Source organism: Janthinobacterium sp. LPB2021202312-11-4 (genome assembly GCF_037049705.1).
GTDB lineage: Bacteria > Pseudomonadota > Gammaproteobacteria > Pseudomonadales > Pseudomonadaceae > Aquipseudomonas.
Genome location: NZ_JBAGKV010000007.1, coordinates 86,799 through 109,371, shown reverse-complemented (window position 1 = coordinate 109,371; position 22,573 = coordinate 86,799). Strand labels below are relative to the sequence as shown.

General features: G+C 58.2%; 17 protein-coding genes and 4 tRNA genes. 7 read left to right on the top strand and 14 right to left on the bottom strand.

The window, feature by feature from the left end; translation table 11 throughout:
• Positions 1–138: 138 nt before the first annotated feature.
• Positions 139–1,002, bottom strand: coding sequence for a LysR substrate-binding domain-containing protein (locus tag V5E99_RS10050; protein WP_499802324.1), 864 nt, complete (start codon positions 1,000–1,002; stop codon positions 139–141).
• Between the two features lie 109 nt (positions 1,003–1,111).
• On the opposite strand from V5E99_RS10050, the gene V5E99_RS10045 reads away from it, so the two are divergent.
• From V5E99_RS10045 to V5E99_RS10035, 3 genes are all read left to right on the top strand, one after another.
• Positions 1,112–2,221: a 2-aminoethylphosphonate--pyruvate transaminase gene (locus tag V5E99_RS10045; protein WP_499802323.1), complete on the top strand. Its 1,110-nt coding sequence runs from the start codon at positions 1,112–1,114 to the stop codon at positions 2,219–2,221.
• 153 nt (positions 2,222–2,374) lie between these two features.
• Positions 2,375–3,202, top strand: coding sequence for a phosphonoacetaldehyde hydrolase (gene phnX / locus V5E99_RS10040; RefSeq protein ID WP_499802322.1), 828 nt, complete (start codon positions 2,375–2,377; stop codon positions 3,200–3,202).
• 223 nt (positions 3,203–3,425) lie between these two features.
• The gene (locus V5E99_RS10035; protein WP_499802321.1) at positions 3,426–3,986 is read left to right on the top strand and encodes a cytochrome b; all 561 of its coding nucleotides are present in this window, start codon (positions 3,426–3,428) and stop codon (positions 3,984–3,986) included.
• A 59-nt stretch (positions 3,987–4,045) separates the two neighbouring features.
• Here V5E99_RS10035 and V5E99_RS10030 read toward each other — a convergent pair whose 3' ends face one another.
• Complete coding sequence (locus V5E99_RS10030) at positions 4,046–4,963, bottom strand: 1-aminocyclopropane-1-carboxylate deaminase/D-cysteine desulfhydrase (RefSeq protein WP_499802320.1); 918 nt, start codon at positions 4,961–4,963, stop codon at positions 4,046–4,048.
• 163 nt (positions 4,964–5,126) lie between these two features.
• On the bottom strand, positions 5,127–7,166 hold the full coding sequence (locus V5E99_RS10025) for an oxidoreductase (protein WP_499802319.1): 2,040 nt from the start codon (positions 7,164–7,166) through the stop codon (positions 5,127–5,129).
• 210 nt (positions 7,167–7,376) lie between these two features.
• Here V5E99_RS10025 and V5E99_RS10020 point away from each other — a divergent pair, with 210 nt between their 5' ends.
• Together V5E99_RS10020 and V5E99_RS10015 are read left to right on the top strand one after the other, a co-directional pair.
• Entirely contained in the window at positions 7,377–8,507 is a 1,131-nt protein-coding gene (locus tag V5E99_RS10020) for a carbon-nitrogen hydrolase family protein (RefSeq protein ID WP_499802318.1), read from the top strand.
• Between the two features lie 3 nt (positions 8,508–8,510).
• On the top strand, positions 8,511–9,551 hold the full coding sequence (locus V5E99_RS10015; protein ID WP_499802317.1) for an AraC family transcriptional regulator: 1,041 nt from the start codon (positions 8,511–8,513) through the stop codon (positions 9,549–9,551).
• Positions 9,552–9,902: 351 nt separating this feature from the next.
• Here the strand turns inward: V5E99_RS10015 and V5E99_RS10010 are convergent, their stop codons facing one another.
• The 11 genes from V5E99_RS10010 to V5E99_RS09960 form a co-directional block, all read right to left on the bottom strand.
• Complete coding sequence (locus tag V5E99_RS10010) at positions 9,903–10,745, bottom strand: DUF2242 domain-containing protein (protein ID WP_499802316.1); 843 nt, start codon at positions 10,743–10,745, stop codon at positions 9,903–9,905.
• Positions 10,746–11,032: 287 nt separating this feature from the next.
• Entirely contained in the window at positions 11,033–12,904 is a 1,872-nt protein-coding gene (locus tag V5E99_RS10005; RefSeq protein WP_499802315.1) for a SurA N-terminal domain-containing protein, read from the bottom strand.
• Between the two features lie 233 nt (positions 12,905–13,137).
• Positions 13,138–13,410: an HU family DNA-binding protein gene (locus tag V5E99_RS10000; protein ID WP_002552737.1), complete on the bottom strand. Its 273-nt coding sequence runs from the start codon at positions 13,408–13,410 to the stop codon at positions 13,138–13,140.
• A 149-nt stretch (positions 13,411–13,559) separates the two neighbouring features.
• The gene (gene lon, locus V5E99_RS09995) at positions 13,560–15,956 is read right to left on the bottom strand and encodes an endopeptidase La (protein WP_499802314.1); all 2,397 of its coding nucleotides are present in this window, start codon (positions 15,954–15,956) and stop codon (positions 13,560–13,562) included.
• A 160-nt stretch (positions 15,957–16,116) separates the two neighbouring features.
• On the bottom strand, positions 16,117–17,400 hold the full coding sequence (gene clpX / locus V5E99_RS09990) for an ATP-dependent Clp protease ATP-binding subunit ClpX (protein ID WP_007946893.1): 1,284 nt from the start codon (positions 17,398–17,400) through the stop codon (positions 16,117–16,119).
• A gap of 112 nt (positions 17,401–17,512) precedes the next feature.
• Complete coding sequence (gene clpP / locus V5E99_RS09985) at positions 17,513–18,148, bottom strand: ATP-dependent Clp endopeptidase proteolytic subunit ClpP (protein ID WP_201197052.1); 636 nt, start codon at positions 18,146–18,148, stop codon at positions 17,513–17,515.
• Positions 18,149–18,242: 94 nt separating this feature from the next.
• The gene (gene tig / locus V5E99_RS09980; protein WP_499802313.1) at positions 18,243–19,553 is read right to left on the bottom strand and encodes a trigger factor; all 1,311 of its coding nucleotides are present in this window, start codon (positions 19,551–19,553) and stop codon (positions 18,243–18,245) included.
• Between the two features lie 403 nt (positions 19,554–19,956).
• Positions 19,957–20,032: transfer RNA gene (locus V5E99_RS09975), tRNA-His, on the bottom strand.
• Positions 20,033–20,110: 78 nt separating this feature from the next.
• Positions 20,111–20,195, bottom strand: a tRNA-Leu gene (locus V5E99_RS09970).
• A gap of 57 nt (positions 20,196–20,252) precedes the next feature.
• Positions 20,253–20,328, bottom strand: a tRNA-His gene (locus V5E99_RS09965).
• Positions 20,329–20,360: 32 nt separating this feature from the next.
• Positions 20,361–20,437 (bottom strand) — tRNA-Arg (locus V5E99_RS09960).
• Positions 20,438–20,711: 274 nt separating this feature from the next.
• Between V5E99_RS09960 and folD the strand changes: the two genes are divergently transcribed.
• A complete protein-coding gene (gene folD, locus V5E99_RS09955) occupies positions 20,712–21,566 on the top strand; it encodes a bifunctional methylenetetrahydrofolate dehydrogenase/methenyltetrahydrofolate cyclohydrolase FolD (RefSeq protein WP_499802312.1) in 855 nt (284 codons plus the stop codon).
• A 151-nt stretch (positions 21,567–21,717) separates the two neighbouring features.
• A complete protein-coding gene (mddA, locus tag V5E99_RS09950; RefSeq protein ID WP_499802311.1) occupies positions 21,718–22,506 on the top strand; it encodes a methanethiol S-methyltransferase in 789 nt (262 codons plus the stop codon).
• The last annotated feature ends 67 nt before the right edge of the window (positions 22,507–22,573 follow it).

Genomic DNA, 22,573 nt, shown 5'->3' with positions numbered 1-22,573 from the left:
GGTCTGGTGCGCGAGCATCATGTTTGACCGCTCCCTGTAGGAGCTGCCGAAGGCTGCGATCTTTTGATTTTGTTTTTAAGCGCCAAGGTCAAAAGATTGCAGCCTGCGGCAGCTCCTGCGCCGAGATTTATCGTTCGCTCATGCCTTGGGCGCCAAATCGAGAAACGCCTGAATCAAGCGCAAATCCCGCCGACGCTCCATGCACCCGATCATGTGCCGGTTCACCAACCCCTCCCCCAAAATCGGCACCGCGGCCACCCGTGGGTCATGGCTGACCTCCACCGATGACACCACGCCAATCCCCAGTTCGGCAGCAACCGCTTCAGTCACCGCCTCGCGGCTGTCCAGCTCCAGCAACACCCGTGGATTAACCCTGGCCTGGCTGCACGCTTCGTCAAACGTGCGCCGGGTAATCGAACTCGGCTCGCGCAACACCATGATCACCTGGTCCAGTTCCTTCAACGGCAAGGCCTTGGCGCGCTGTGCCCAAGGGTGCCCGACCGGCACCAGCGCGCAGATCCGCGATTCGCTCAACGCTTGCAAATGCAAGCCCTTGCGCGGCTCGACCTCAGTCAACACGGCCACGTCGGCGTGCTCGGACAACAACGCCGCCAACGTTTCCTGCGCGTTGCCCAAGCGCAAGTTCACGGTGATCCCCGGATAACGCACACGCAGACTGGCGAGCATCGGCATAACCCTATGCGGCCCGTCCGCCGCCACTTCCAGGCGCCCGGTGAGCAATTGCCGATTGGCTTCGAGCATCACTTGCGCTTCTTCGGCGAGGCCAAACATGGCCCGAGTGATTGCCGCCAGTTGGGTGCCTTCCTCCGTCAACTCCACCCGTCGCGCGGTGCGTCGCAACAAGGTGATCTGGTAGTGCTCCTCCAGCGCCTTGATGTGCCCGGTGACCGCCGGCTGGCTGATAAACAATCGCGCGGCAGCCCGGGTGAAGCTGCCCTCGCGGGCCACCGCGTCGAACGCACGGAGCTGGAACAGGTTCATGAATAACTCTCACTGATGACTGGCATAACAACAAACAATTTGATTGATGTGACTGCAAATTGCAATTTAAGCCCCGTAGCGTCATCCCATCGATTGCAAGGACACGAGAATGAGTACCGCCGAACCCATCCTGCTCACCCCCGGCCCACTGACCACTTCGGCACGCACCCGTCAGGCGATGATGGTTGACTGGGGTTCATGGGATGACCGCTTCAACCAAATGACCGCCAGCCTGTGCGAGCAGCTGTTGGCGATCATCAACGGCGCCGACAGTCACGATTGCGTGCCGCTTCAAGGCAGCGGTACTTTTGCGGTCGAAGCGGCCATCGGCACCCTGGTGCCGCGTGATGGCAAAGTCCTGGTGCTGATCAATGGCGCCTACGGCAAACGCCTGGCGAAGATCTGCGAAGTGCTCGGCCGCTCATTCAGCACCTTCGAAACCGCCGAAGATCAACCGACCACCGCCGCAGACGTTGATCGCCTGTTGCGGGCCGACCCGAGCATCAGCCACGTCGCATTGATTCACTGCGAAACCAGCACTGGCATCCTCAATCCGCTGCCGGAAATCGCCCGCGTTATTGCGCAACACGGCAAACGCCTGATCGTCGACGCGATGAGTTCTTTTGGTGCCCTGCCGATTGATGCACAACAGGTGCCGTTCGACGCGCTGATCGCCGCTTCGGGCAAATGCCTGGAAGGTGTACCGGGGATGGGTTTCGTCTTCGCTCGCAAAGAATCCCTGGCCAATGCCGCCGGCAACTCGCACTCACTGGCGATGGACTTGTTCGACCAGCACACCTACATGGCCAAGACCGGCCAATGGCGCTTCACCCCGCCGACCCACGTGGTCGCGGCGTTGCACGAAGCCCTGCTGCAATACAACGAAGAAGGCGGTTTGCCCGCCCGGCATCAGCGCTACGCCAACAACTGCCAAGTGCTGCTTGAGGGCATGGCCCGACTCGGTTTGCGCAGCTTCCTGCCCGTCGCGATCCAGGCGCCGATCATCGTCACCTTCCACGCACCGAAAGACCCGCGCTACCAGTTCAAGGAATTCTACGAACGGGTCAAGGCCAGGGGTTTCATCCTTTACCCCGGCAAATTGACCCGGGTCGAGACGTTCCGCGTCGGTTGCATCGGCCATGTGAACCAAGCCGAAATGCACGCGGCAGTGACGGCGATTGCCGAGGTACTGCGGGAAATGGAAGTCCTCGAAATCTGACCCACACCGTACCCCCCCTTGTGGGAGCGGGCTTGCTCGCGAAAGCGACCTGACATTAAACATGGATGTCGACTGCCACACCGCCTTCGCGAGCAAGCCCGCTCCCACCCAAAGCAGCCCGTCATTAGCCAGTTGCCACAGGATTTGATCACCATGAACTATACAAACCCCACCAAACTCCAAGCCGCGATCCTCGACTGGGCCGGCACCGTGGTCGATTTCGGCTCCTTCGCGCCAACCCAGATTTTTGTCGAAGCCTTCGCCGAATTCGACGTCCAGGTGTCCATCGAGGAAGCCCGGGGGCCGATGGGCATGGGCAAGTGGGACCACATCCGCACCCTGTGCGATCAGCCGCAAGTCGCTGAACGTTATCGCAAGGCGTTCGGCCGCACGCCGACCGACGATGACGTCACCGCCATCTACAAACGCTTCATGCCGCTGCAAATCGAAAAAATCGCCGAGCATTCGGCGCTGATCCCCGGTGCCCTGGAGACCATCGCCCACCTGCGTCAGCAAGGGATCAAGATCGGCTCCTGCTCCGGCTACCCGAAACAGGTCATGGATAAAGTGGTGGAACTGGCCGCCACCAATGGCTACGTCGCCGACCACGTGGTCGCCACCGACGAAGTACCGAACGGCCGCCCATGGCCGGCTCAGGCCCTGGCCAACGTGATTGCCCTGGGCATCGATGACGTCGCCGCTTGCGTGAAGATCGACGACACCGTGCCGGGCATTCTTGAAGGTCGCCGCGCGGGCATGTGGACCGTGGCGCTGATCTGTTCCGGTAACGCGCTGGGCCTGGACTACGCGGAATATCAGGCACTGGGCAGTGAGGAACTGGCGAGCGAGCGCAAGCGTATCCACGCCATGTTCGAAGGCTCGCGGCCGCATTACATGATCGACACCATCACCGATTTGCCTCAGGTGATTGCCGATATCAACCAACGCCTGGCCAATGGCGAGATGCCGCAAACCCACTGATCCACTGAATACCCTGTAGGAGCCTGGCTTGCCCGCGATGACGATCTCAAGGACGCCATCGCGGACAAGCCATGCTCCTGCACGCTTATTTGTTGTCAATTAGCTGAACCAGAGCATTGAACGGACAAATCGCCACAGGCAAATCCGCCAAAACAGGATTACAGTTAAAGCACAGCGCCGCACAAGAACGGCACTTTAAGCATTGACCTGTGGAGAGCCCCGTATGCCCTGGAAGAACTCCGACTCACGCTACAGCACGGTGTCGATTGCATTGCACTGGCTGATGCTGGTCTTGCTGATACTGGTTTACGCTTGCATCGAATTTCGCGGGATTTTCCCCAAAGGCAGTGGTGGGCGCACGCTGATCACCGAATCGCACTTCATGCTGGGCCTCACGGTGTTTGTGCTGGTCTGGCTGCGGCTGTTCGCCCGAAGCCTGGGCCCGGCACCGCAAATTTTCCCGGCGTCGCCGCACTGGCAGACCACCCTGGCCAGGCTGATGCACTGGGCGTTGTACCTGTTCATGATCGCCATGCCGATCCTCGGCTGGCTGGTGACCAGCGCCAAGGGACATCAAGTGATGTTTTACGGCTTCGATCTGCCATTGCTGGTGGCTGAAAACAAACAACTGGCCAGGCAAATCCAGGGTTGGCATGAACTGGGCGGCACGATCGGTTACTGGCTGATCGGCCTGCACGCGGTGGCCGGGCTGTATCACCACTATGTGGTGGGGGATAACACGTTGTTGCGGATGATGCCGAAGCGGGTCAGTCGCAATACCTGAACCCGTTAGCCAGCCCCGTAGGAGCTGGCGAAGCCTGCTCCTACGGGGGGGCACTGTTATTAGGTGAATCCGCGTCGGCCTTGTAAGCCGCCGGTGTGGATGAAAATCAGGCGCGTGCCCCTGGGGAATCTTCCGGCTTCGACCTGCTGCTTGAGGGCCAGCAGCGCTTTGCCGGTGTACAACGGTTCAAGGGGAATGCCGCTGGATTGTTCGGTCTGCTGAATGAACTCAAGCAACAGCGGATCAACCTTGGCAAACCCGCCACGACTGGCGTCGAACAGCTCATAAGTCGGGGCCGACAACCCCGTTTCTCGCACAATCGATTCAACCTGCTGCGCCACGCCATGATCGTCGGGCACCGCCAGAGCGCCATAAACCGGATGCTCACCCGCCTCGGCCAACACCAGGCCGGCCAGAGTGGTACCGGTTCCGCAGGCCAGCCACCAGCCGTCATAGTCGCTCCAGCCCATCGCGCCCAATTGCTCGCGAACCTGATCCCTGAGCCGCCTACATCCCAACGCGCCGCGCAATCCACCGCCCCCTTCCGGTACCGCTTGCAAGGTCGGGTATTGCGTGCGCCAGGGTTGCCAGAAACCCGGCTCATGCCGCGCCCGATAACCACCGTAGCCCAACCAGTGCAATTGCATGCCGAAGTCCTGCAAATCCTTCACGGTCGGGGTGTCTTGCGGATGACCGCGCAACAGGCCGACGGTTGTGAAGCCGAAGCGTTTGCCGGCAGCGGCCAACGCGTGCAAATGATTGGAATGCGCACCACCGAGGCTGATGATGCCGTCGGCGCCGGCCCGGTCTGCGGCGTTGAGGTGTTCGATGAGCTTGAACCACTTGTTACCGCTGATCAGCGGGTCGATCTGGTCCAGACGCAGGATCGCGACTTCGAGCCCGGCGGCGGTTAGCCAGTCCAGGTGAAGAAGGTTGAGGGGAGCTTGGGGGAGCCAGTCGCGGGGAGGGGAAATCATTGATGCCGGCTCTGGGTAAAGAGCCGGCATCTTAGCAGCAGTCAAGACGCCATCGCGGGCAAGCCTTGCTCCTACAGCGGTTGAAACACCATCGGGTGAACACCTTTAATCCTGTAGGAGCAAAGCTTGCTCGCGAAAGCCATTGGCACGCTTGACCTGCCGATTACAACTCAGCCGCCAACCGCGAACCCTGATTGATCGCGCGCTTGGCATCCAATTCCGCCGCCACGTCCGCACCACCAATCAAATGCACGTTCTGCCCCGCCGCGACCAGACCATCCTGCAATTCACGCAGCGGGTCCTGCCCGGCGCAGATCACGATGTTGTCCACCGCCAGCACTTGCGGCTCGCCGGTTTCGCCGATGCGGATGTGCAGGCCTTCGTCGTCGATCTTCAGGTATTCGACGCTGTTGAGCATCTGCACTTGCTTGTTCTTCAAACCGGTACGGTGAATCCAGCCTGTGGTTTTGCCCAGGCCATCGCCGACTTTGGACTTCTTGCGTTGCAGCAGGAACACCTCCCGGGCCGGGGCATGGGGCTGGGCCTTGATCCCGGCCACACCGCCGCGCGCTTCCAGATGCGTGTCGATGCCCCACTCTTTCCAGAACGCTTCGCGGTCCAGGCTGGTGGCCACCCCTTCGTGAACCAGAAACTCCGAGACATCGAAACCGATACCGCCAGCGCCGATTACCGCCACACGTTTACCCACCGGTTTGCGCTCGAGGATCACATCCAGATAGCTCAGCACCTTGGCATTCTCGACACCCGGAATCGCCGGGGTACGCGGCGCGATGCCGGTGGCCAGAATAATCTCGTCGTAACCGCCGGCCACCAATTGCGCCACGTCCACACGGGTGTTCAGGCACACCTCGACGTGGGTGGTCTGCAACTTGCGGTTGAAGTAGCGCAGGGTTTCGAAGAACTCTTCCTTGCCCGGCACACGCTTGGCGATGTTGAACTGGCCGCCGATTTCGCTGGCCGAATCAAACAGAGTCACCTGATGACCACGCTCGGCGGCCACGGTGGCCGCAGACAGGCCCGCCGGGCCCGCGCCGACCACGGCGATTTTCTTGATCTGCTGCACCGGCAGGTAATTGAGTTCGGTCTCATGGCAGGCCCGAGGGTTCACCAGGCAACTGGTCAACTTGCCACCGAACGTGTGATCGAGGCAGGCCTGGTTGCAACCGATGCAGGTGTTGATTTCGTCGGCACGACCAGCGGCAGCCTTGTTGACGAAATCGGCGTCGGCGAGAAATGGCCGGGCCATCGACACCATGTCTGCGTCGCCTTCCGCGAGGATCTGCTCGGCAATTTCCGGGGTGTTGATGCGGTTGGTGGTGATCAGCGGGATGTTCACCGAGCCACGCAGTTTCGCAGTGACTTTGCTGAACGCGGCGCGCGGCACTTTGGTGGCGATGGTTGGAATGCGCGCTTCGTGCCAGCCGATGCCGGTGTTGATGATCGTCGCGCCGGCCTGCTCGATGGCTTTGGCCAGTGTGACGATTTCTTCCCAACTGCTGCCACCTTCCACCAGATCGAGCATCGACAAACGGAAGATGATGATGAAATTCGGACCGACCGCTTCGCGTACACGACGGACGATTTCCACCGGCAGGCGCATACGGTTTTCGTAGCTGCCGCCCCAACGGTCGGTGCGGTGGTTGGTGTGGGCCGCGAGGAACTGGTTAATGAAATAACCTTCCGAGCCCATGATTTCGACGCCGTCGTACTCGGCAGTTTGCGCCAGAACCGAGCAGGTGACGAAATCGCTGATTTGTTTCTCGATGCCTTCTTCATCCAGCTCTTTAGGCTTGAACGGGTTGATCGGCGCCTGAATGGCACTCGGCGCAACCTGTTTCGGGCTGTAGGCATAACGGCCGGCGTGAAGGATCTGCATACAAATCTTGCCGCCCGCCTCGTGCACGGCACGGGTAACGATCTGGTGCTTGAGCGCTTCTTCTTCGGTGGTCAACTTGGCCGCGCCGGAATACACGCCGCCCTCATCGTTCGGACCAATGCCGCCGGTGACCATCAGGCCAACGCCGCCCCGGGCACGTTCGGCAAAATACGCCGCCATGCGCTCGAAACCACCGGGCTTTTCTTCCAGACCGGTGTGCATCGAGCCCATCAGGGTACGGTTGCGCAGCGTGGTAAAACCCAGGTCCAGCGGGGCCAACAGGTGCGGGTAGTGAGCAGCGGCCATCGGTAACTCCACATCGAGCGATCACGGAAAAAATGCAGGAACTCTTCGGCCCCCGTCAGTCATGTTCGACAGACTAAGAGTCGCACCGCTGTCACTCAATGACCCAAACTGACAACTTATTGATCCAAATGCGCAGCGCCCCTTGGCAAGCGCCGGCATGCGCCCTACCCTAGTCGGCGAATCCCGCACACGGCTGTTGACTGCTTTCCCATGCGCAAACTTCTGTACCTGACCTTTTCCATGGCGTTGATCGCCGCCCTGACGACCTACGCCATGTGGGCCGCGGACCGTCCGGTGGGTCATTACCTGTCGGACCTGCGGATCAATCTGGCGGTCGATCAAGGCACCCCGGCCGATCGCGGCAACTTGCTGGGTATCCAGCCCGAGCTGTTCCCCACCGACTATCAAAGCCCCGAGCGCTTGCACCGCAAACTCGCGGCTTACCTGCAAAAAGCAGAGGACCAGGGCCTGCTGAACGAAAAAACCATCGTCGTGCTGCCGGAGCATGTCGGCACTTGGCTGATGGTCGCCGGCGAGAAAGACGAGTTGTACCAGGCCAGCACCCTTAAAGAAGCCATGAACTGGCTGGCGGCGAGCAATCCCCTGCAGTTTGTCCGTGCCCTGATTAGCGCCAAAGGTGCCAGTCGCCTGGATGACGCCCACCTGCGCATGAAAGCCAAGAGCATGGCCAAGGATTACCAGGCACTGTTCGGCGGGTTGGCAAAAGAATTCCACGTCACGCTGGTGGCCGGTTCCATCGTGCTGCCCGAGCCGAGCGTGCGTGACGGAACCCTGAAAATCGGTCATGGCGCGTTGTTCAACAGCAGCGTGGTGTTTGGTCGCGATGGTTTGCCGATTGGCCAGCCGCAGCGGCAGATGCATCCGATCTTCGACGAACAGGACATCCTGGCCGCCAATACCGACCACACGGTCAACGTGATCGACACCCCGGCCGGGCGTTTGGGCATCTTGATCGGCAGCGACAGTTGGTACCCGGACAACTACCGCAAGCTCGATGAACAGGGTGCGCAACTGGTGGCAGTCCCCGCGTTCGTCGTCGGGCACGGTACTTGGGACAAACCGTGGCGCGGCTATAAAGGCCTGTCCACACCAGGCTCGGTCAGCCTCAAGCCCGGCGAGCTCAGCGAAGGCCAGGCCTGGCACCGCTTGACCCTGATTGCCCAGCCACCCAGCAGTCAGGCAATTGCCGGCGTGAGCGTGTTCCTGCGTGGACAGTTCTGGGACAAGGGCAGCGCCGGCCAAAGCTTTCTCAGCAGCAACGGCCAACATTCCGCCGATGGCAGTGACCGTGGCGCGCGTTTGCTGAACCTCTGGTTGTAAATCATGAAACCGCTGCCGATGCGCCTTGGGGATTTGTCGGTGGGCTTTGTTCATAGCCTGGCCGACGCCGTGCGCAGCCATGGCGCCGATCCTCAACCGTTGCTCGACCAATACGGCCTCGACGCGGCTCGCCTGGGTGAAGCCGGCGCCCGCCTGTCGATCCCGCGCTACATGCGCCTGGGCCACGGCGCGATTCAACTGACCGCCGACCCGGCGCTGGGCTTGCGCATGGGCCAACTCAGTCGCTTGAGCCAGGCCGGCCTTGCCGGGGTCACCGCCGCGCAGGCGCCGACAGTACGGGAAGCGGCGCGTTGCCTGATTCGCTTCGAAGCCTTGTACGGCTCCAACTATCGCGGCCAGTCGAGTTTTCACGAAGACGTCCGGGGCGCGTGGCTGCGGTTTTACTCCATCAGCCCGTACAACGCCTACAACCGCTTTGTGGTGGATTCGATCATCGCTGGTTGGTTGCAGCAGTTGTCCAGCCTGAGCCCTGCCCCACTGCGGGCCGAACGCATAGAAATCGAATTCGAGGCACCGGATTATCGGGAGGCCTACGACGTCTTGGGCGATTGTCCGATCCAGTTCGGCGCCGAACACAATCAACTGCGCCTGAGCCTGGACAGCCTCGCCCAGCGCAACCCGCAACACTGCCCGAGCACCTGGCGACACCTGCTGCAACTGTGTGAACGGGAACTGGAACAACTGACACGCACCCGTAGCCTGCGCGAACGCATCACTCAGTTGCTGGGTCCGTTGCTCAATGGCGGTCGGGAACCCGACCTGGAAGAAGTGGCGGCACGCCTGAAGCTGCCAACCTGGACCTTGCGTCGCAAACTCGCCGAGGAAGGCACGCAATTTCGTGCAATTCTCAACGACACTCGCCGCGACCTGGCCATGACTTACATTCGCGATACCGAACTGGCGTTCGGGGAAATCGCCTATCTGCTGGGCTTTGCCTCAGCCGAAGCCTTTCAACGAGCCTTCAAACGCTGGAACGGCCAGACACCTGGCGAGTTTCGCCGCAGCCATCGCCAATCCGCGTAACGCCTTACAGCTCGGTGGCGTCTTCGGCCGGTTCCAGCGGGTCCAGTTCAAACGCCTGGTACTCGAGCAGCTCTTCTTGATATTCATCCATTGTGATGTTCCCCCTGTTACTCATTAAAAATGGCCTGATCAAATGACCAGCGCCTTGAGCATAAAGTGCCCGCGTGAAAGAAAAATGACGCTCACACGACACTCTGCCGCTACTGAATAAAACGTAGCAGGTGGTCAGGAATTTATCACAGGATTTTTTCGATTCAGCCCGTAGGACAACGGCCTGGTTTGACGTGGGTCAATCTTGATGACGACTACGGGACACGTGCCGGCGGCACGCTCCCGTAGCGCCTGGGGCGCTTACTGCCCGGAGGACGGCATCGCAGGGATCGGCTCGCTTGGCGCCGGCATGTTGTCCGGATGCACAGGTGGTGTGATGGTTTCGGTGCTTGGAGCCGCCGGCTCAGACGTTTCAACCGGGGTGATCGGGGCCGCTTCTGGTGGCGGTGCGACCGGCTCCGAGACCGCAGGGGCCGGTTCGGGGGCCGGGGCCGCTACAGGTTCTGCGACGGGGGCCGGCGCTGGCGTCGGCGCCAGTGCTGCCGGTGCAGCCTTGGCTTCAGGCACGCCCAGGTCGGTTTTCGGTTTCTCGACAATGTGCGCGGCTTTCTTCGCTTCCGGCGGCAGGAACAACTCCACCAGGGTAAAGAAACGCTCGTAGAATTTGGCCGAGGACACGGTTTCGCTGGCCACCTTGACCATCGAATCGTCAGACGAACCGATTGGCATCGACACCGAGCCCAACACGCCGACGCCGAGGCTGGCGGAGTTATTGGTCTTCTTCAACGCGTAGCGATCCTGCAAGGCGTTGGCGAACATCGTGGCGTGATGGCCTTCGGAGCCGTCATCGGCACAGACCACACTGAAGCTGATCTCCATGTGGGTCTCGCCGGTCTGCTGGAAGCTCTTGTGCCCGCTGACCAGTTTCGGATCGCTGCTGGTGATGATGTAACCCTGGCTGAGCAAGGCGCGACGAGCGGCTTCGCAGGTCTGCGTATCAGTCACCGGATAGTTGCGAGAAAAGGTCCCGGAATCGTCGAAGTTCTCATGCTCATAGATGGCGGCTTTCTTCGACGAACAACCGGCAGCAACGGCCAGCATCAGCGCCAATCCTGCAACACGCATGGGAATTGATCTAAACATTGAACATCCTGAGAGAAAACGGTCCGGGGCGTATTGTGCAACAGAACGATGCTTAGGTGCGCACCGATTAGTGTCTTAAAACGGTTACAGGTGTGTTGACCGTTATATGGAGGAAAAGTCGCGCTGGGCAGGACGGATTACCGATGAATAGAGCAAAGATCAAAAGATCGCAGCCTTCGGCAGCACCTACGCGCCTGTAGGCACTGCCGACAGCTGCGACCTTGACCCACAAAAAAACCCCGGCCTTACGGCCAGGGTTCTTGTGGAGCGCAAAACTCAGTCAGTCATCAGTAACGCTTGATGTCTGCTTCGGCTTCCAACTGCTTGCGGTAGGCAGCAAAGTCTTGCTGGCCAATGCGCGAAGCGAGGAAGCGACGGTATTGAGCCTTCTCTTCATCGGTCGGCGCCGCCGCTTCGTTCACGCCATTGAGGCGCACGATCACCAGGCTACCATCGGCCAGGGTTACGCTGCTGAAGGTCGGCTTGTCTTTGGCGGCTGGCTTAGGCATGCGGAACAGCGCCTGCAGCACGGTTGGGTCAACCCCTTCCTGCGCACGGGTGGCTGCTGCGGTGACTTTCCAGTTCTGGCCGTCGATAGCCTTGTCCAGCGGGGTCTTGCCATCGCGCAGGCTGGCGATCAACTCATCGGCCTTGGTCTTGGCGGCAGCACTGGCGTGCTCCTTGGCCAATTGCGTACGGATGTTGGCAGCCACGCTTTCGAGCGGCAACTGCGAAGGCTTCAAGTGCTCTTTGGCACGCAGCACGATCACGGTTTCCGGATCGAGCTCGATGGCGGTGCTGTTGGCACCCTCATCCAGCACTTCAGGGCTGAACGCTGCAGTGACCACGGCACGGTTGGCCGCAACACCTTCGCCACCTTCACGGCCGAACGGCGCGGAGGTGTGGACAGTCAACTTCAAGTCCTGCGCCGGCTGAGCCAGGTCAGACGCTTCGAACGACGAATCTTCCAGTTGCTTGGTCGCTTCGACGAAACGCTGCTCGACTTGCTGGGTTTTCAGCTCGCGGGTCAGCTTGTCCTTGAGGCTGGCAAACGTAGGAACTTGCGGCGCTTCAACGCCCAACAGCTTGATCAGGTGGAAGCCGAAGTCGGTACGAACAGGCTCGGACACTTGATCCTTGGCCAACGAGTACAGGGCTTTTTCGAACGCCGGATCATAGACGCCAGGACCGGCGTAACCGAGGTCACCGCCGTTGTTCGCTGAACCCGGGTCCTGGGAGAATTCCTTGGCCAGGGCCTCGAACTTCTCGCCTTTGGCCAGACGCGCCTGCACTTCTTCGATCTTGGCCTTGGCTTGCGCCTCGGTCACTTTGTCGTTCACTTCGATCAGAATGTGCGCAGCCCGGCGTTGTTCGGCCAGGTTGGCGGTTTCTTTCTGATAGGCCGCTTGCAGGTCTTCGTCCTTGACGGCGACCTGATCAAAGAAGGAAGACTTCTTCAATTCCAGGTAATCGATGACCACCTGATCCGGCGTCATGAATTCCTTTGCGTGTTCGTCGTAGTAAGCCTTGACCTCATCGTCGGTCAGCTTTACGGCCGCCGGGTCAACCTTGACGTTCAGGGTGGCGAAGTCGCGGGTCTGTTTTTCCAGACGGGCAAAGGACAGCACCTGTGCATCGGTAACGAAACCACTGCCGGCCAGGCCCGCACGCAACTGACCGATCAGCATTTCCTGAGCGAGCATCTGGCGGAACTGCATACGGCTGTAGCCCAGTTGACGGATCACCTGGTCGAAACGCTCAGGGCTGAACTTGCCGTCAGCCTGGAATTCAGGCGTCTGCAGGATCACCTGGTCCAAAGCGGCTTCAGAGAAAGCGAATTTCGATTTTTCTGCGCCTTGCAGCAGCAGCTTGCGATCGATCAAACCCTTGAGGGCCGATTCGCGCAGCATTTTTTCGTCGAGCAACGACGCGTCGAAATCCTTGCCCAGCTGTTGCATCAGCTGACGGCGTTGCATATCGACGGCTTGGCTCAGCTCGTTCTGGCTGATTTCTTCGCCGTTGACCTTGGCCGCATCATTGCTGTGCGTCGTGGCCTTGAAAATGGCGTCGAAACCGGTCAAAGCCATCAGTGCAACGATGACTCCGATAATGGTCTTGGCAATCCAGCCTTGTGAATTGTCCCTGATATTCTGCAGCATGCGTCCCCCAGAAACGGTTGAACTTCAAAATTAGGCAACCGTGGAGCGTGGGTAGAATCCGGATAGAAGAAAGGCGCATCCGAGGATGCGCCTTCTCGTAACTGGCGGAGCGGACCGATGACTCGAACTTGCGAGCCTCGGTGTCTCAGATCGGCAACTTGCTGACTGGACTACCGCTCCGCTGCCAGGTCAGGCATGACCCCGACCCGGATAGGCAAAAACCTGAATCGAACTTAGTTGACAGCTTCTTTCAGTGCTTTACCGGCTTTGAAACCTGGTTTTTTGGCTGCTGCGATTTCCAGCGTCTTACCGGTCTGTGGGTTACGACCGATGCGAGCAGGACGATCGGTTACGGAGAACGTACCGAAACCAACCAGAACAACGGAGTCGCCAGCCTTCAGAGCGCCAGTGACGGATTCGATTACAGCGTCCAGCGCACGGCCAGCAGCAGCTTTCGGGATATCAGCGGATGCAGCGATAGCATCAATCAGTTCCGACTTGTTCACTCTAAGTCCCCTTATATCTATTTGAGTATGATTCTAAGTTTTTTGGTGAAAGCAAAAACGAGTGCTGAATGGCCTACAGACACTTAAGAGCCGCTTTATAACAAGGGCTCTAAAAAGCTGTCAAGGAAGCCCCCCAGGCAAATACGTACTTAATGCGTGCTAATTCTTTCCTTAGAATCGGACTCGCGTTTTTCATCCTTCGCGACAATCTCCGGAGCCACATCAGGCAAGGGCTCCGGCGCGTATTGCAGCGCAATTTGCAGGACCTCGTCAATCCATTTAACCGGTTTAATCTGCAGATCTTGCTTGATATTGTCAGGAATTTCCTTCAGATCGCGTACGTTCTCTTCAGGAATGATCACAGTCTTGATCCCGCCTCGGTGAGCGGCCAGCAGTTTTTCTTTCAAACCACCGATCGCCAGCACCTGGCCACGCAAGGTGATTTCGCCAGTCATGGCGACATCTGCACGTACAGGAATCCCGGTCAATGCCGACACCAGGGCCGTGCACATGCCTACACCCGCGCTAGGGCCGTCTTTAGGCGTTGCCCCTTCCGGCATGTGGATGTGCGTGTCGCGCTTCTCGTGGAAGTCCAGGGGAATCCCCAGGCTCTTGGCACGACTGCGAACAACGGTCAGCGCTGCGGTGATCGATTCGACCATCACATCACCCAATGAGCCGGTCTTGATCAACTGACCTTTACCCGGAACCACCGCAGCTTCGATGGTCAGCAACTCGCCGCCCACTTGCGTCCACGCCAGCCCGGTCACTTGACCGATCTGATCCTGGGATTCAGCCAGGCCGTAGCGGAATTTGCGCACACCCAGGAAGTGTTCGAGCATCTCGGCAGTGACCTTCACCGAGAAGCGTTTTTCCAGCGCGTGCTCTTTGACCGTCTTGCGGCACACCTTGGCAATCTGGCGCTCCAGCCCCCGTACACCGGCTTCGCGAGTGTAATAGCGGATGATGTCGCGGATCGCTTCGGAATCGAATTCCAGCTCGCCTTTCTTCAAGCCGTTGGCAGCAATCTGCTTCGGCGAGAGGTATTTGACGGCGATGTTGATCTTCTCGTCTTCGGTGTAGCCCGGCAGACGGATCACTTCCATCCGGTCCAGCAGCGCCGGCGGAATGTTCATGGAATTGGAGGTGCAAAGGAACATCACATCGGACAGGTCGTAGTCGACTTCCAGATAGTGATCGTTGAAGTTGTGGTTCTGCTCAGGGTCGAGCACTTCCAGCAACGCCGACGCCGGGTCACCGCGCATATCGCTGCCCATCTTGTCGATTTCATCGAGCAGGAACAGCGGGTTGCGAACCCCAACCTTTGTCATCTTTTGAATCAATCTTCCTGGCATCGAACCGATGTAAGTACGGCGATGACCACGAATTTCCGCTTCATCACGCACGCCACCGAGGGCCATGCGGACGAATTTGCGGTTGGTGGCGTGCGCAATCGACTCCGCGAGGGAGGTTTTACCCACCCCAGGAGGACCGACCAGGCACAACACCGGACCACGAATCTTCTTCACACGTTTTTGCACGGCGAGGTATTCGAGAATGCGTTCTTTGACTTCGTCCAGACCGTAGTGGTCGGCGTCGAGAATGTCTTCAGCGCGAGCCAGGTCCAGACGCACCTTGCTCTGAGCCTTCCACGGCACCTGAACCAGCCAGTCGATGTACGAACGCACCACGGTGGCTTCAGCCGACATTGGCGACATTTGCTTGAGCTTGTTCAACTCGCCCTGGGCCTTGGCCAAGGCATCTTTCGGCAGGCCAGCGGCATCGATGCGCTTTTTCAGCTCTTCGATTTCGTTATGGCCTTCGTCGCTGTCGCCGAGTTCTTTCTGAATGGCCTTCATCTGCTCATTCAGGTAGTACTCGCGCTGACTGCGCTCCATTTGTTTTTTGACACGACCGCGAATGCGTTTCTCGACTTGCAGCAGATCGATCTCGGCGTCCAGCAACGCCAGAACGTGCTCGACCCGGGCCGACAAATCGATGATTTCGAGAATTTCCTGCTTCTGCTCGATCTTCAGGGCCATGTGGGCGGCCATGGTGTCGACCAGGCGACCTGGCTCGTCGATGCTGTTGAGCGACGACAGGACTTCAGCCGGGACTTTCTTGCCCAACTGCACATATTGTTCGAATTGAGCCAGCAGGCTGCGCACAAACACTTCCGACTCGCGCTCAGGCGCGTCGACTTCGTCGATCAGCGAGACTTCGGCACGGCAGTGGCCGTCCACTTCGCTGAAGCGCTCCACGGCGCCCCGTTGCTCGCCTTCGACCAGAACCTTGACAGTGCCGTCAGGCAGCTTCAGCAACTGCAGAACGGTCGCGATGGTACCTACGCGATAAAGTGCTTCTTCACCGGGATCGTCGTCAGCAGGGTTTCTCTGAGCCAGCAGAAGGATCTGCTTGTCGCCCGTCATCGCTGCCTCAAGGGCTTCGATGGATTTCTCGCGCCCCACGAACAGCGGGATAACCATGTGCGGATAAACCACAACATCACGCAATGGCAGGAGAGGCAATTCGATGGTTGTCTTCATGATTTCGCCTCTACGGCGGCCATAAGGCCGTAAACAGATGGAAGTAAGCTTGAAACCAAGATGGGGGCTGCTTTCAAAAAAACAAGCGCAAAGAAGGTGTTAAAACGCTTTAAAAGAAAAGGGGCCCGAAGGCCCCTTCTTTGTTCCAGCAGCGTGACGCTTAAGCGTCTGGCGCGGCCTTGGCAGCCGGCTCACTGTTTTCGTAGATATACAGTGGCTTGGACTTGCCTTCGATAACGCTTTCATCGATCACTACTTTACTCACCTCGGACTGCGAGGGGATTTCATACATAGTGTCGAGCAATACACCTTCAAGAATCGAACGCAATCCACGGGCACCGGTCTTGCGTTCCAGGGCACGTTTGGCGACCGATTTCAATGCGTCGGCCCGGAATTCCAGGTCCACGCCTTCCATCTCGAACAGCTTGGCGTACTGCTTGGTCAGAGCATTTTTCGGCTCGGTGAGGATCTGCATCAGAGCAGCCTCATCCAGCTCGTCCAACGTGGCAAGAACCGGCAGACGACCGACGAATTCCGGGATCAGACCGAACTTGACCAGATCGTCAGGCTCGACTTCACGCAGGGACTCACCGACTTTCTTGCCTTCTTCCTTGCTACGTACTTCCGCGTTGAAACCGATGCCACCCTTGGTGGAACGGTTCTGAATAACCTTTTCCAGACCGGAGAAAGCACCACCGCAGATGAACAGGATGTTACGGGTGTCGACCTGAAGGAATTCCTGCTGCGGGTGCTTGCGACCACCTTGCGGCGGAACGGAAGCGACCGTGCCTTCGATCAACTTGAGCAGTGCCTGCTGCACGCCTTCACCGGAAACGTCCCGGGTGATCGACGGGTTGTCAGACTTGCGCGAGATCTTGTCGATCTCATCGATGTAGACAATGCCCATCTGGGCTTTTTCCACGTCGTAATCGCACTTCTGCAGCAGCTTCTGAATGATGTTCTCGACATCTTCACCTACATAACCGGCCTCGGTGAGGGTGGTTGCGTCGGCGATGGTGAACGGAACGTTCAGCAAACGAGCCAGTGTTTCGGCAAGCAGGGTTTTACCCGAGCCTGTCGGGCCGATCAGCAAAATGTTGCTTTTGCCGAGTTCGACGTCGTCATTCTTTTTGTCACGCTGGTTCAGGCGTTTGTAGTGGTTGTACACCGCTACGGCCAGAACCTTTTTCGCACGCTCTTGACCAATCACATACTGATCAAGGATGCCGCTGATTTCTTTAGGCGATGGCAATTTATGCGCGCTGCTCTCGGCCTGGGCTTCCTGCACCTCCTCGCGGATGATGTCATTGCACAGGTCGACGCACTCGTCGCAGATAAACACCGAGGGACCGGCAATCAATTTGCGCACTTCATGCTGGCTTTTGCCACAGAAGGAGCAATAGAGCAGCTTGCCGTTGTCCTCGCCGTTGCGGGTGTCAGTCATTCGTTCGATCCAAATCCGATAGGCTTGCAACACAAGATGAAGGCTATTGCGGGCTTTTTCAAGCCCGCTGGTGATCGGAGCAGCCGACCTAGCCTATTTTGAGCTGCTTATTTTAAGCGGGGCGCTGGCTGATCACTTCATCGATCAACCCGTAGTCACGCGCGGCTTCTGCGCTCATGAAGTTATCGCGGTTGGTGTCGCGCTCGATTTCTTCAAGAGTGTGACCGCTGTGCTTGGCCATCAGCGTGTTGAGACGCTCACGAATGAAGAGGATTTCCTTGGCATGGATTTCGATATCCGATGCCTGGCCTTGGAAACCACCCAATGGCTGGTGAATCATCACACGCGAGTTTGGCAGGCAGAAACGCTTGCCAGGAGCACCGGCCGTCAGCAGGAACGCGCCCATGCTGCACGCCTGACCGATACAGGTAGTCGACACGTTAGGCTTGATGAACTGCATGGTGTCGTAGATCGACATGCCCGCTGTCACCGAGCCGCCCGGGGAGTTGATATAGAGATGGATGTCCTTGTCCGGGTTTTCCGCTTCAAGGAACAGCAGTTGCGCACAGATCAGGTTGGCCATGTAGTCCTCTACCGGGCCAACCAGAAAGATCACTCGCTCCTTGAGAAGGCGCGAATAGATGTCGTAGGCGCGCTCGCCACGAGCGGACTGCTCGACAACCATCGGGACCAGGCCGCCTGCGGCCTGGATATCAGAGTTCTGCTGAATATACGAATTACGGAACATGCTCTGCAGTCACTCCCAAATAGTTATGTCTTGAATACGCATAAGCCAGCACGAAGGCTGGCTTATGGTGATTACTTCTTACCGCAAAAAGCGATCAGTCGGCTTGTGGAGCTTCTACCGGCTTGACTGCTTCTTCGTAAGAGACCGATTTGTCGGTCACGTTAGCCTTCTGCAGAACAGTATCCACAACTTGTTCTTCCAGCACAACCGAACGGACTTCGTTCAGTTGCTGGTCGTTCTTGTAGTACCAGGACACGACCTGCTCAGGCTCTTGGTAGGCCGAAGCCATTTCCTGAATCATTTCGCGAACGCGGGCTTCATCAGGCTTGAGGTCGAATTGCTTGACCACTTCAGCCACGATCAGACCCAGTACAACGCGGCGCTTGGCTTGTTCTTCGAACAGCTCGGCCGGCAGTTGATCAGGCTTGATGTTGCCGCCGAACTGCTGAACGGCCTGCACGCGCAGACGATCAACTTCGTTGGACAGCAGAGCCTTAGGCACTTCGATCGGGTTGGTGGCCAGCAGACCGTCCATTACCTGATTCTTGACCTTGGATTTGATCGCCTGACGCAGCTCGCGCTCCATGTTCTTGCGAACTTCGGTGCGGAAGCCTTCCAGACCGGTTTCCTTGATGCCGAATTGAGCGAAGAACTCTTCGTTCAGCTCTGGCAGTTTCGGCTCGGAAACAGTGTTCACGGTCACAGTGAACTCGGCGGTCTTGCCAGCCAGGTCGAGGTTCTGGTAGTCCTCAGGGAAAGTCAGGTTCAGAACGCGTTCTTCGCCGGCTTTAGCGCCAACCAGACCGTCTTCGAAACCAGGGATCATGCGGCCGGAACCGATAACCAACTGAGTGCCTTTGGCGGAGCCGCCAGCGAACACTTCGCCGTCAACCTTGCCAACGAAATCGATGTTCAGTTGATCGTCAGCCTGGGCAGCACGATCAGCCACTTCGAAACGGGTGTTCTGCTTGCGCAGCACGTCCAGCATCTTGTCCAGATCAGCATCAGCCACGTCAGCGCTCAGGCGTTCAACGGCGATACCGTCGAAACCGGCTACAGTGAACTCCGGGAACACTTCGAAGATCGCGACGTATTCCAGATCTTTGCCAGCTTCGATGGATTTAGGCTCGATCGAAGGAGCGCCAGCCGGGTTCAGCTTCTGCTCAACTACAGCTTCGTAGAAGGAGGACTGAATCACGTCGCCAACAGCTTCCTGACGTGCATCAGCGCCGAAACGACGCTTGATTTCACTCATTGGCACTTTGCCTGGACGGAAGCCAGCAATCTTGGCCTTTTGCGCGGTCTGCTGCAGACGCTTGTTGACCTGAGTCTCGATGCGCTCAGCCGGCACGGTGATGCTCATGCGGCGCTCAAGAGCAGAAGTATTTTCAACAGAAACTTGCATGGATATTCCTCGTTGCACAGACGTTAGCCGGCCGTTTCCGACCCCAGAATCAAGGGCATGCATTCTAGTGGGTCAAACTCAAGAAGTCACCCTACTGAAAACGGGTAAAAAAGCAGCAGGCAATTTATAGGCGAGGGACAAACGGTTGTGCCTCGCCCTGTTAGCAAATACAGCCAGTCAAACCAGGGCTCTGCACCAACCCTTCTATATATAGAAGAAGTGGCCAGTCATCTCCCTGACAGCCAACCTCGCAAGCAAGGCCGGCGGGCGGCGCGGCATCATCGAGAAACATAAATACGACGAAATACCCCGCCCCTGCGACCCAGAACCTGCAGCCGCTAAATACTCGAACCACTAAAACAAAAAAGGCGCCAGACTGTTAAATCTGGCGCCTCTCGAAATATGGGGTGGACGAAGGGGATCGAACCCTCGACAACGGGAGTCACAATCCCGTGCTCTACCAACTGAGCTACGCCCACCATATTGCTTTACAAAGAAGCCAAACAACTTCCTTGCTTTGCCCCGCTCAAACCAAAAGACCTGAGTGAAGCTTTATTTGGTGCGGATGAAGAGACTCGAACTCTTACACCTTGCGGCGCTGGAACCTAAATCCAGTGTGTCTACCAATTCCACCACATCCGCGCTTTGAATCTGTTAAAGCAAAGGCGCCAGACTGTTAATCTGGCGCCTTTTGAAATATGGGGTGGACGAAGGGGATCGAACCCTCGACAACGGGAGTCACAATCCCGTGCTCTACCAACTGAGCTACGCCCACCATATTGCGCTACTTGTGCCAAAGCTGCCTAATGGCGCACCCGGCAGGACTCGAACCTGCGACCATCCGCTTAGAAGGCGGATGCTCTATCCAGCTGAGCTACGGGCGCCTTATTAATCTGTACTCTTGGAGGACTACAAACTAAGTGCTTCCAGCCTCGCAGAACCGTAATCCCGCTTGACCTTCTCATCCAGTGCTAGGCTGTGCCCGACAAGTGCGACGAATAGTATAGAGCGCCCCAAAGGCCGTCAAATCCTTTTTAAAAAAAAATCATTTAATTAAAGGGCTTAGAGGAATTTGCAGACCAAGCGCCTTTGCCCTCACCTCTTGGCATGCGAGAATGCGCTCTCTTTTTTTCCCCTCTCGATGGTTAATCACGCGCAATGACTGCACAACTAATCGACGGCAAATCGATCGCCGCCAGCCTGCGCCAGCAGATCGCCAAACGAGTTGCCGAGCGTCGCCAGCAAGGCTTGCGCACACCCGGCCTCGCGGTGATCCTGGTCGGCAGCGATCCTGCCTCTCAGGTTTATGTCTCGCACAAGCGTAAAGACTGTGAAGAGGTCGGCTTCCTGTCCCAGGCCTACGACCTGCCTTCAGAAACCACTCAAGAAGCGCTGACTGACTTGATCGATCGCCTGAACGACGACCCGGCAATCGACGGCGTTCTGCTGCAGCTTCCTTTACCTGCCCACCTGGACGCCTCCAAATTGCTGGAGCGCATTCGTCCGGATAAAGATGTCGACGGCTTCCACCCCTATAACGTCGGTCGCCTGGCCCAACGCATCCCATTGCTGCGCCCGTGCACCCCTAAAGGCATCATGGCCCTGCTGGAAAGCACCGGCGCTGATCTCTACGGGATGGACGCCGTGATTGTCGGTGCCTCCAACATTGTCGGTCGCCCGATGGCCATGGAACTGCTGCTGGCTGGCTGCACCGTCACCGTCACCCACCGTTTCACCAAAGATCTGGCCGGCCACGTCGGCCGCGCTGACCTGGTGGTGGTCGCTGCCGGTAAGCCGGGCCTGGTCAAGGGCGAGTGGATCAAGCAAGGCGCGATCGTGATCGATGTTGGCATCAACCGCCAGGAAGACGGCAAGCTGGTCGGTGACGTGATCTACGAAACCGCCCTGCCCCGCGCCGGCTGGATCACCCCGGTGCCGGGCGGTGTCGGTCCGATGACCCGAGCCTGCCTGCTGGAAAACACCCTGTACGCAGCGGAAACCCTGCACGGCTGAGTTTCTGGCTTGCTGTATCCAGAGCCCCGCTATTTGGCGGGGCTTTTTTGTTTTTGGTGTTGGGTAACCAGTCGTAAACTTTAGGAATAAAATACCCGCTGTTTAACAACCACCCTCCGGATACAAATGGCCCGTTCGCCAGGAGTCGTCCATGAACCCCATACATCACTTGAGTTCCTCCGCAGGAAAACTCGCCGGCCTTCTTTACAGCCTCTGCTGCTATCTGTTTTTTTTGCTCATCACGCTTTACCTGATCGGGTTTCTCTCAGGCATCGGGGTCCCCAAAGACATCAACGCCGGCCCCAACCTCAACTGGCCGCAGGCCGTCATCATCGACACCTTGCTGATCACACTGTTTGCCGTGCAGCACAGCGGCATGGCGCGACAGCGCTTTAAACGCTGGTGGACCCAGCGCATCCCCGCCCCCATCGAACGCGCCACCTACGTGCTGTCAACGTGCCTGGTGCTCGCGTTGCTTTTCTGGCTGTGGCAACCCATCACGACCTCCGTCTGGAGCGTAACGTCCGCAGGGGGCCGTGGATTGCTCATGGCCTTGTTCTGGCTTGGCTGCGGCGTGGCGGTGCTCGCCACTTTTCTGATCAGTCACTTCGAGTTGCTCGGTATCAAGCAGACACTCAACGCGTGGTACCCGGCCAGGCTCGACACCCCGACCTTCAAAACCCCTTTGCTCTACAAGCTGGTCCGCCATCCTTTGTACCTGGGGTTTCTGATGGTGTTCTGGGCGACACCCGACATGACCGCCGGACATCTTCTGTTTGCTCTACTCAGTACCATCTACATCCTCATCGGGGTCCATTTTGAAGAGAAAGACCTGGTCGACCTGTTTGGCGAACGATACCAACGCTATCAACAAAGCGTCGCGATGCTTGTACCCCTGACCAAACGCAAACCCATCCCGAAGCACAACGAACAAAAGTGAGTCAATTAAGCGCCTGCACACTAACGGTCCAAGCCTAAAAACATTAAATTTTCTTCATATAAAGCAC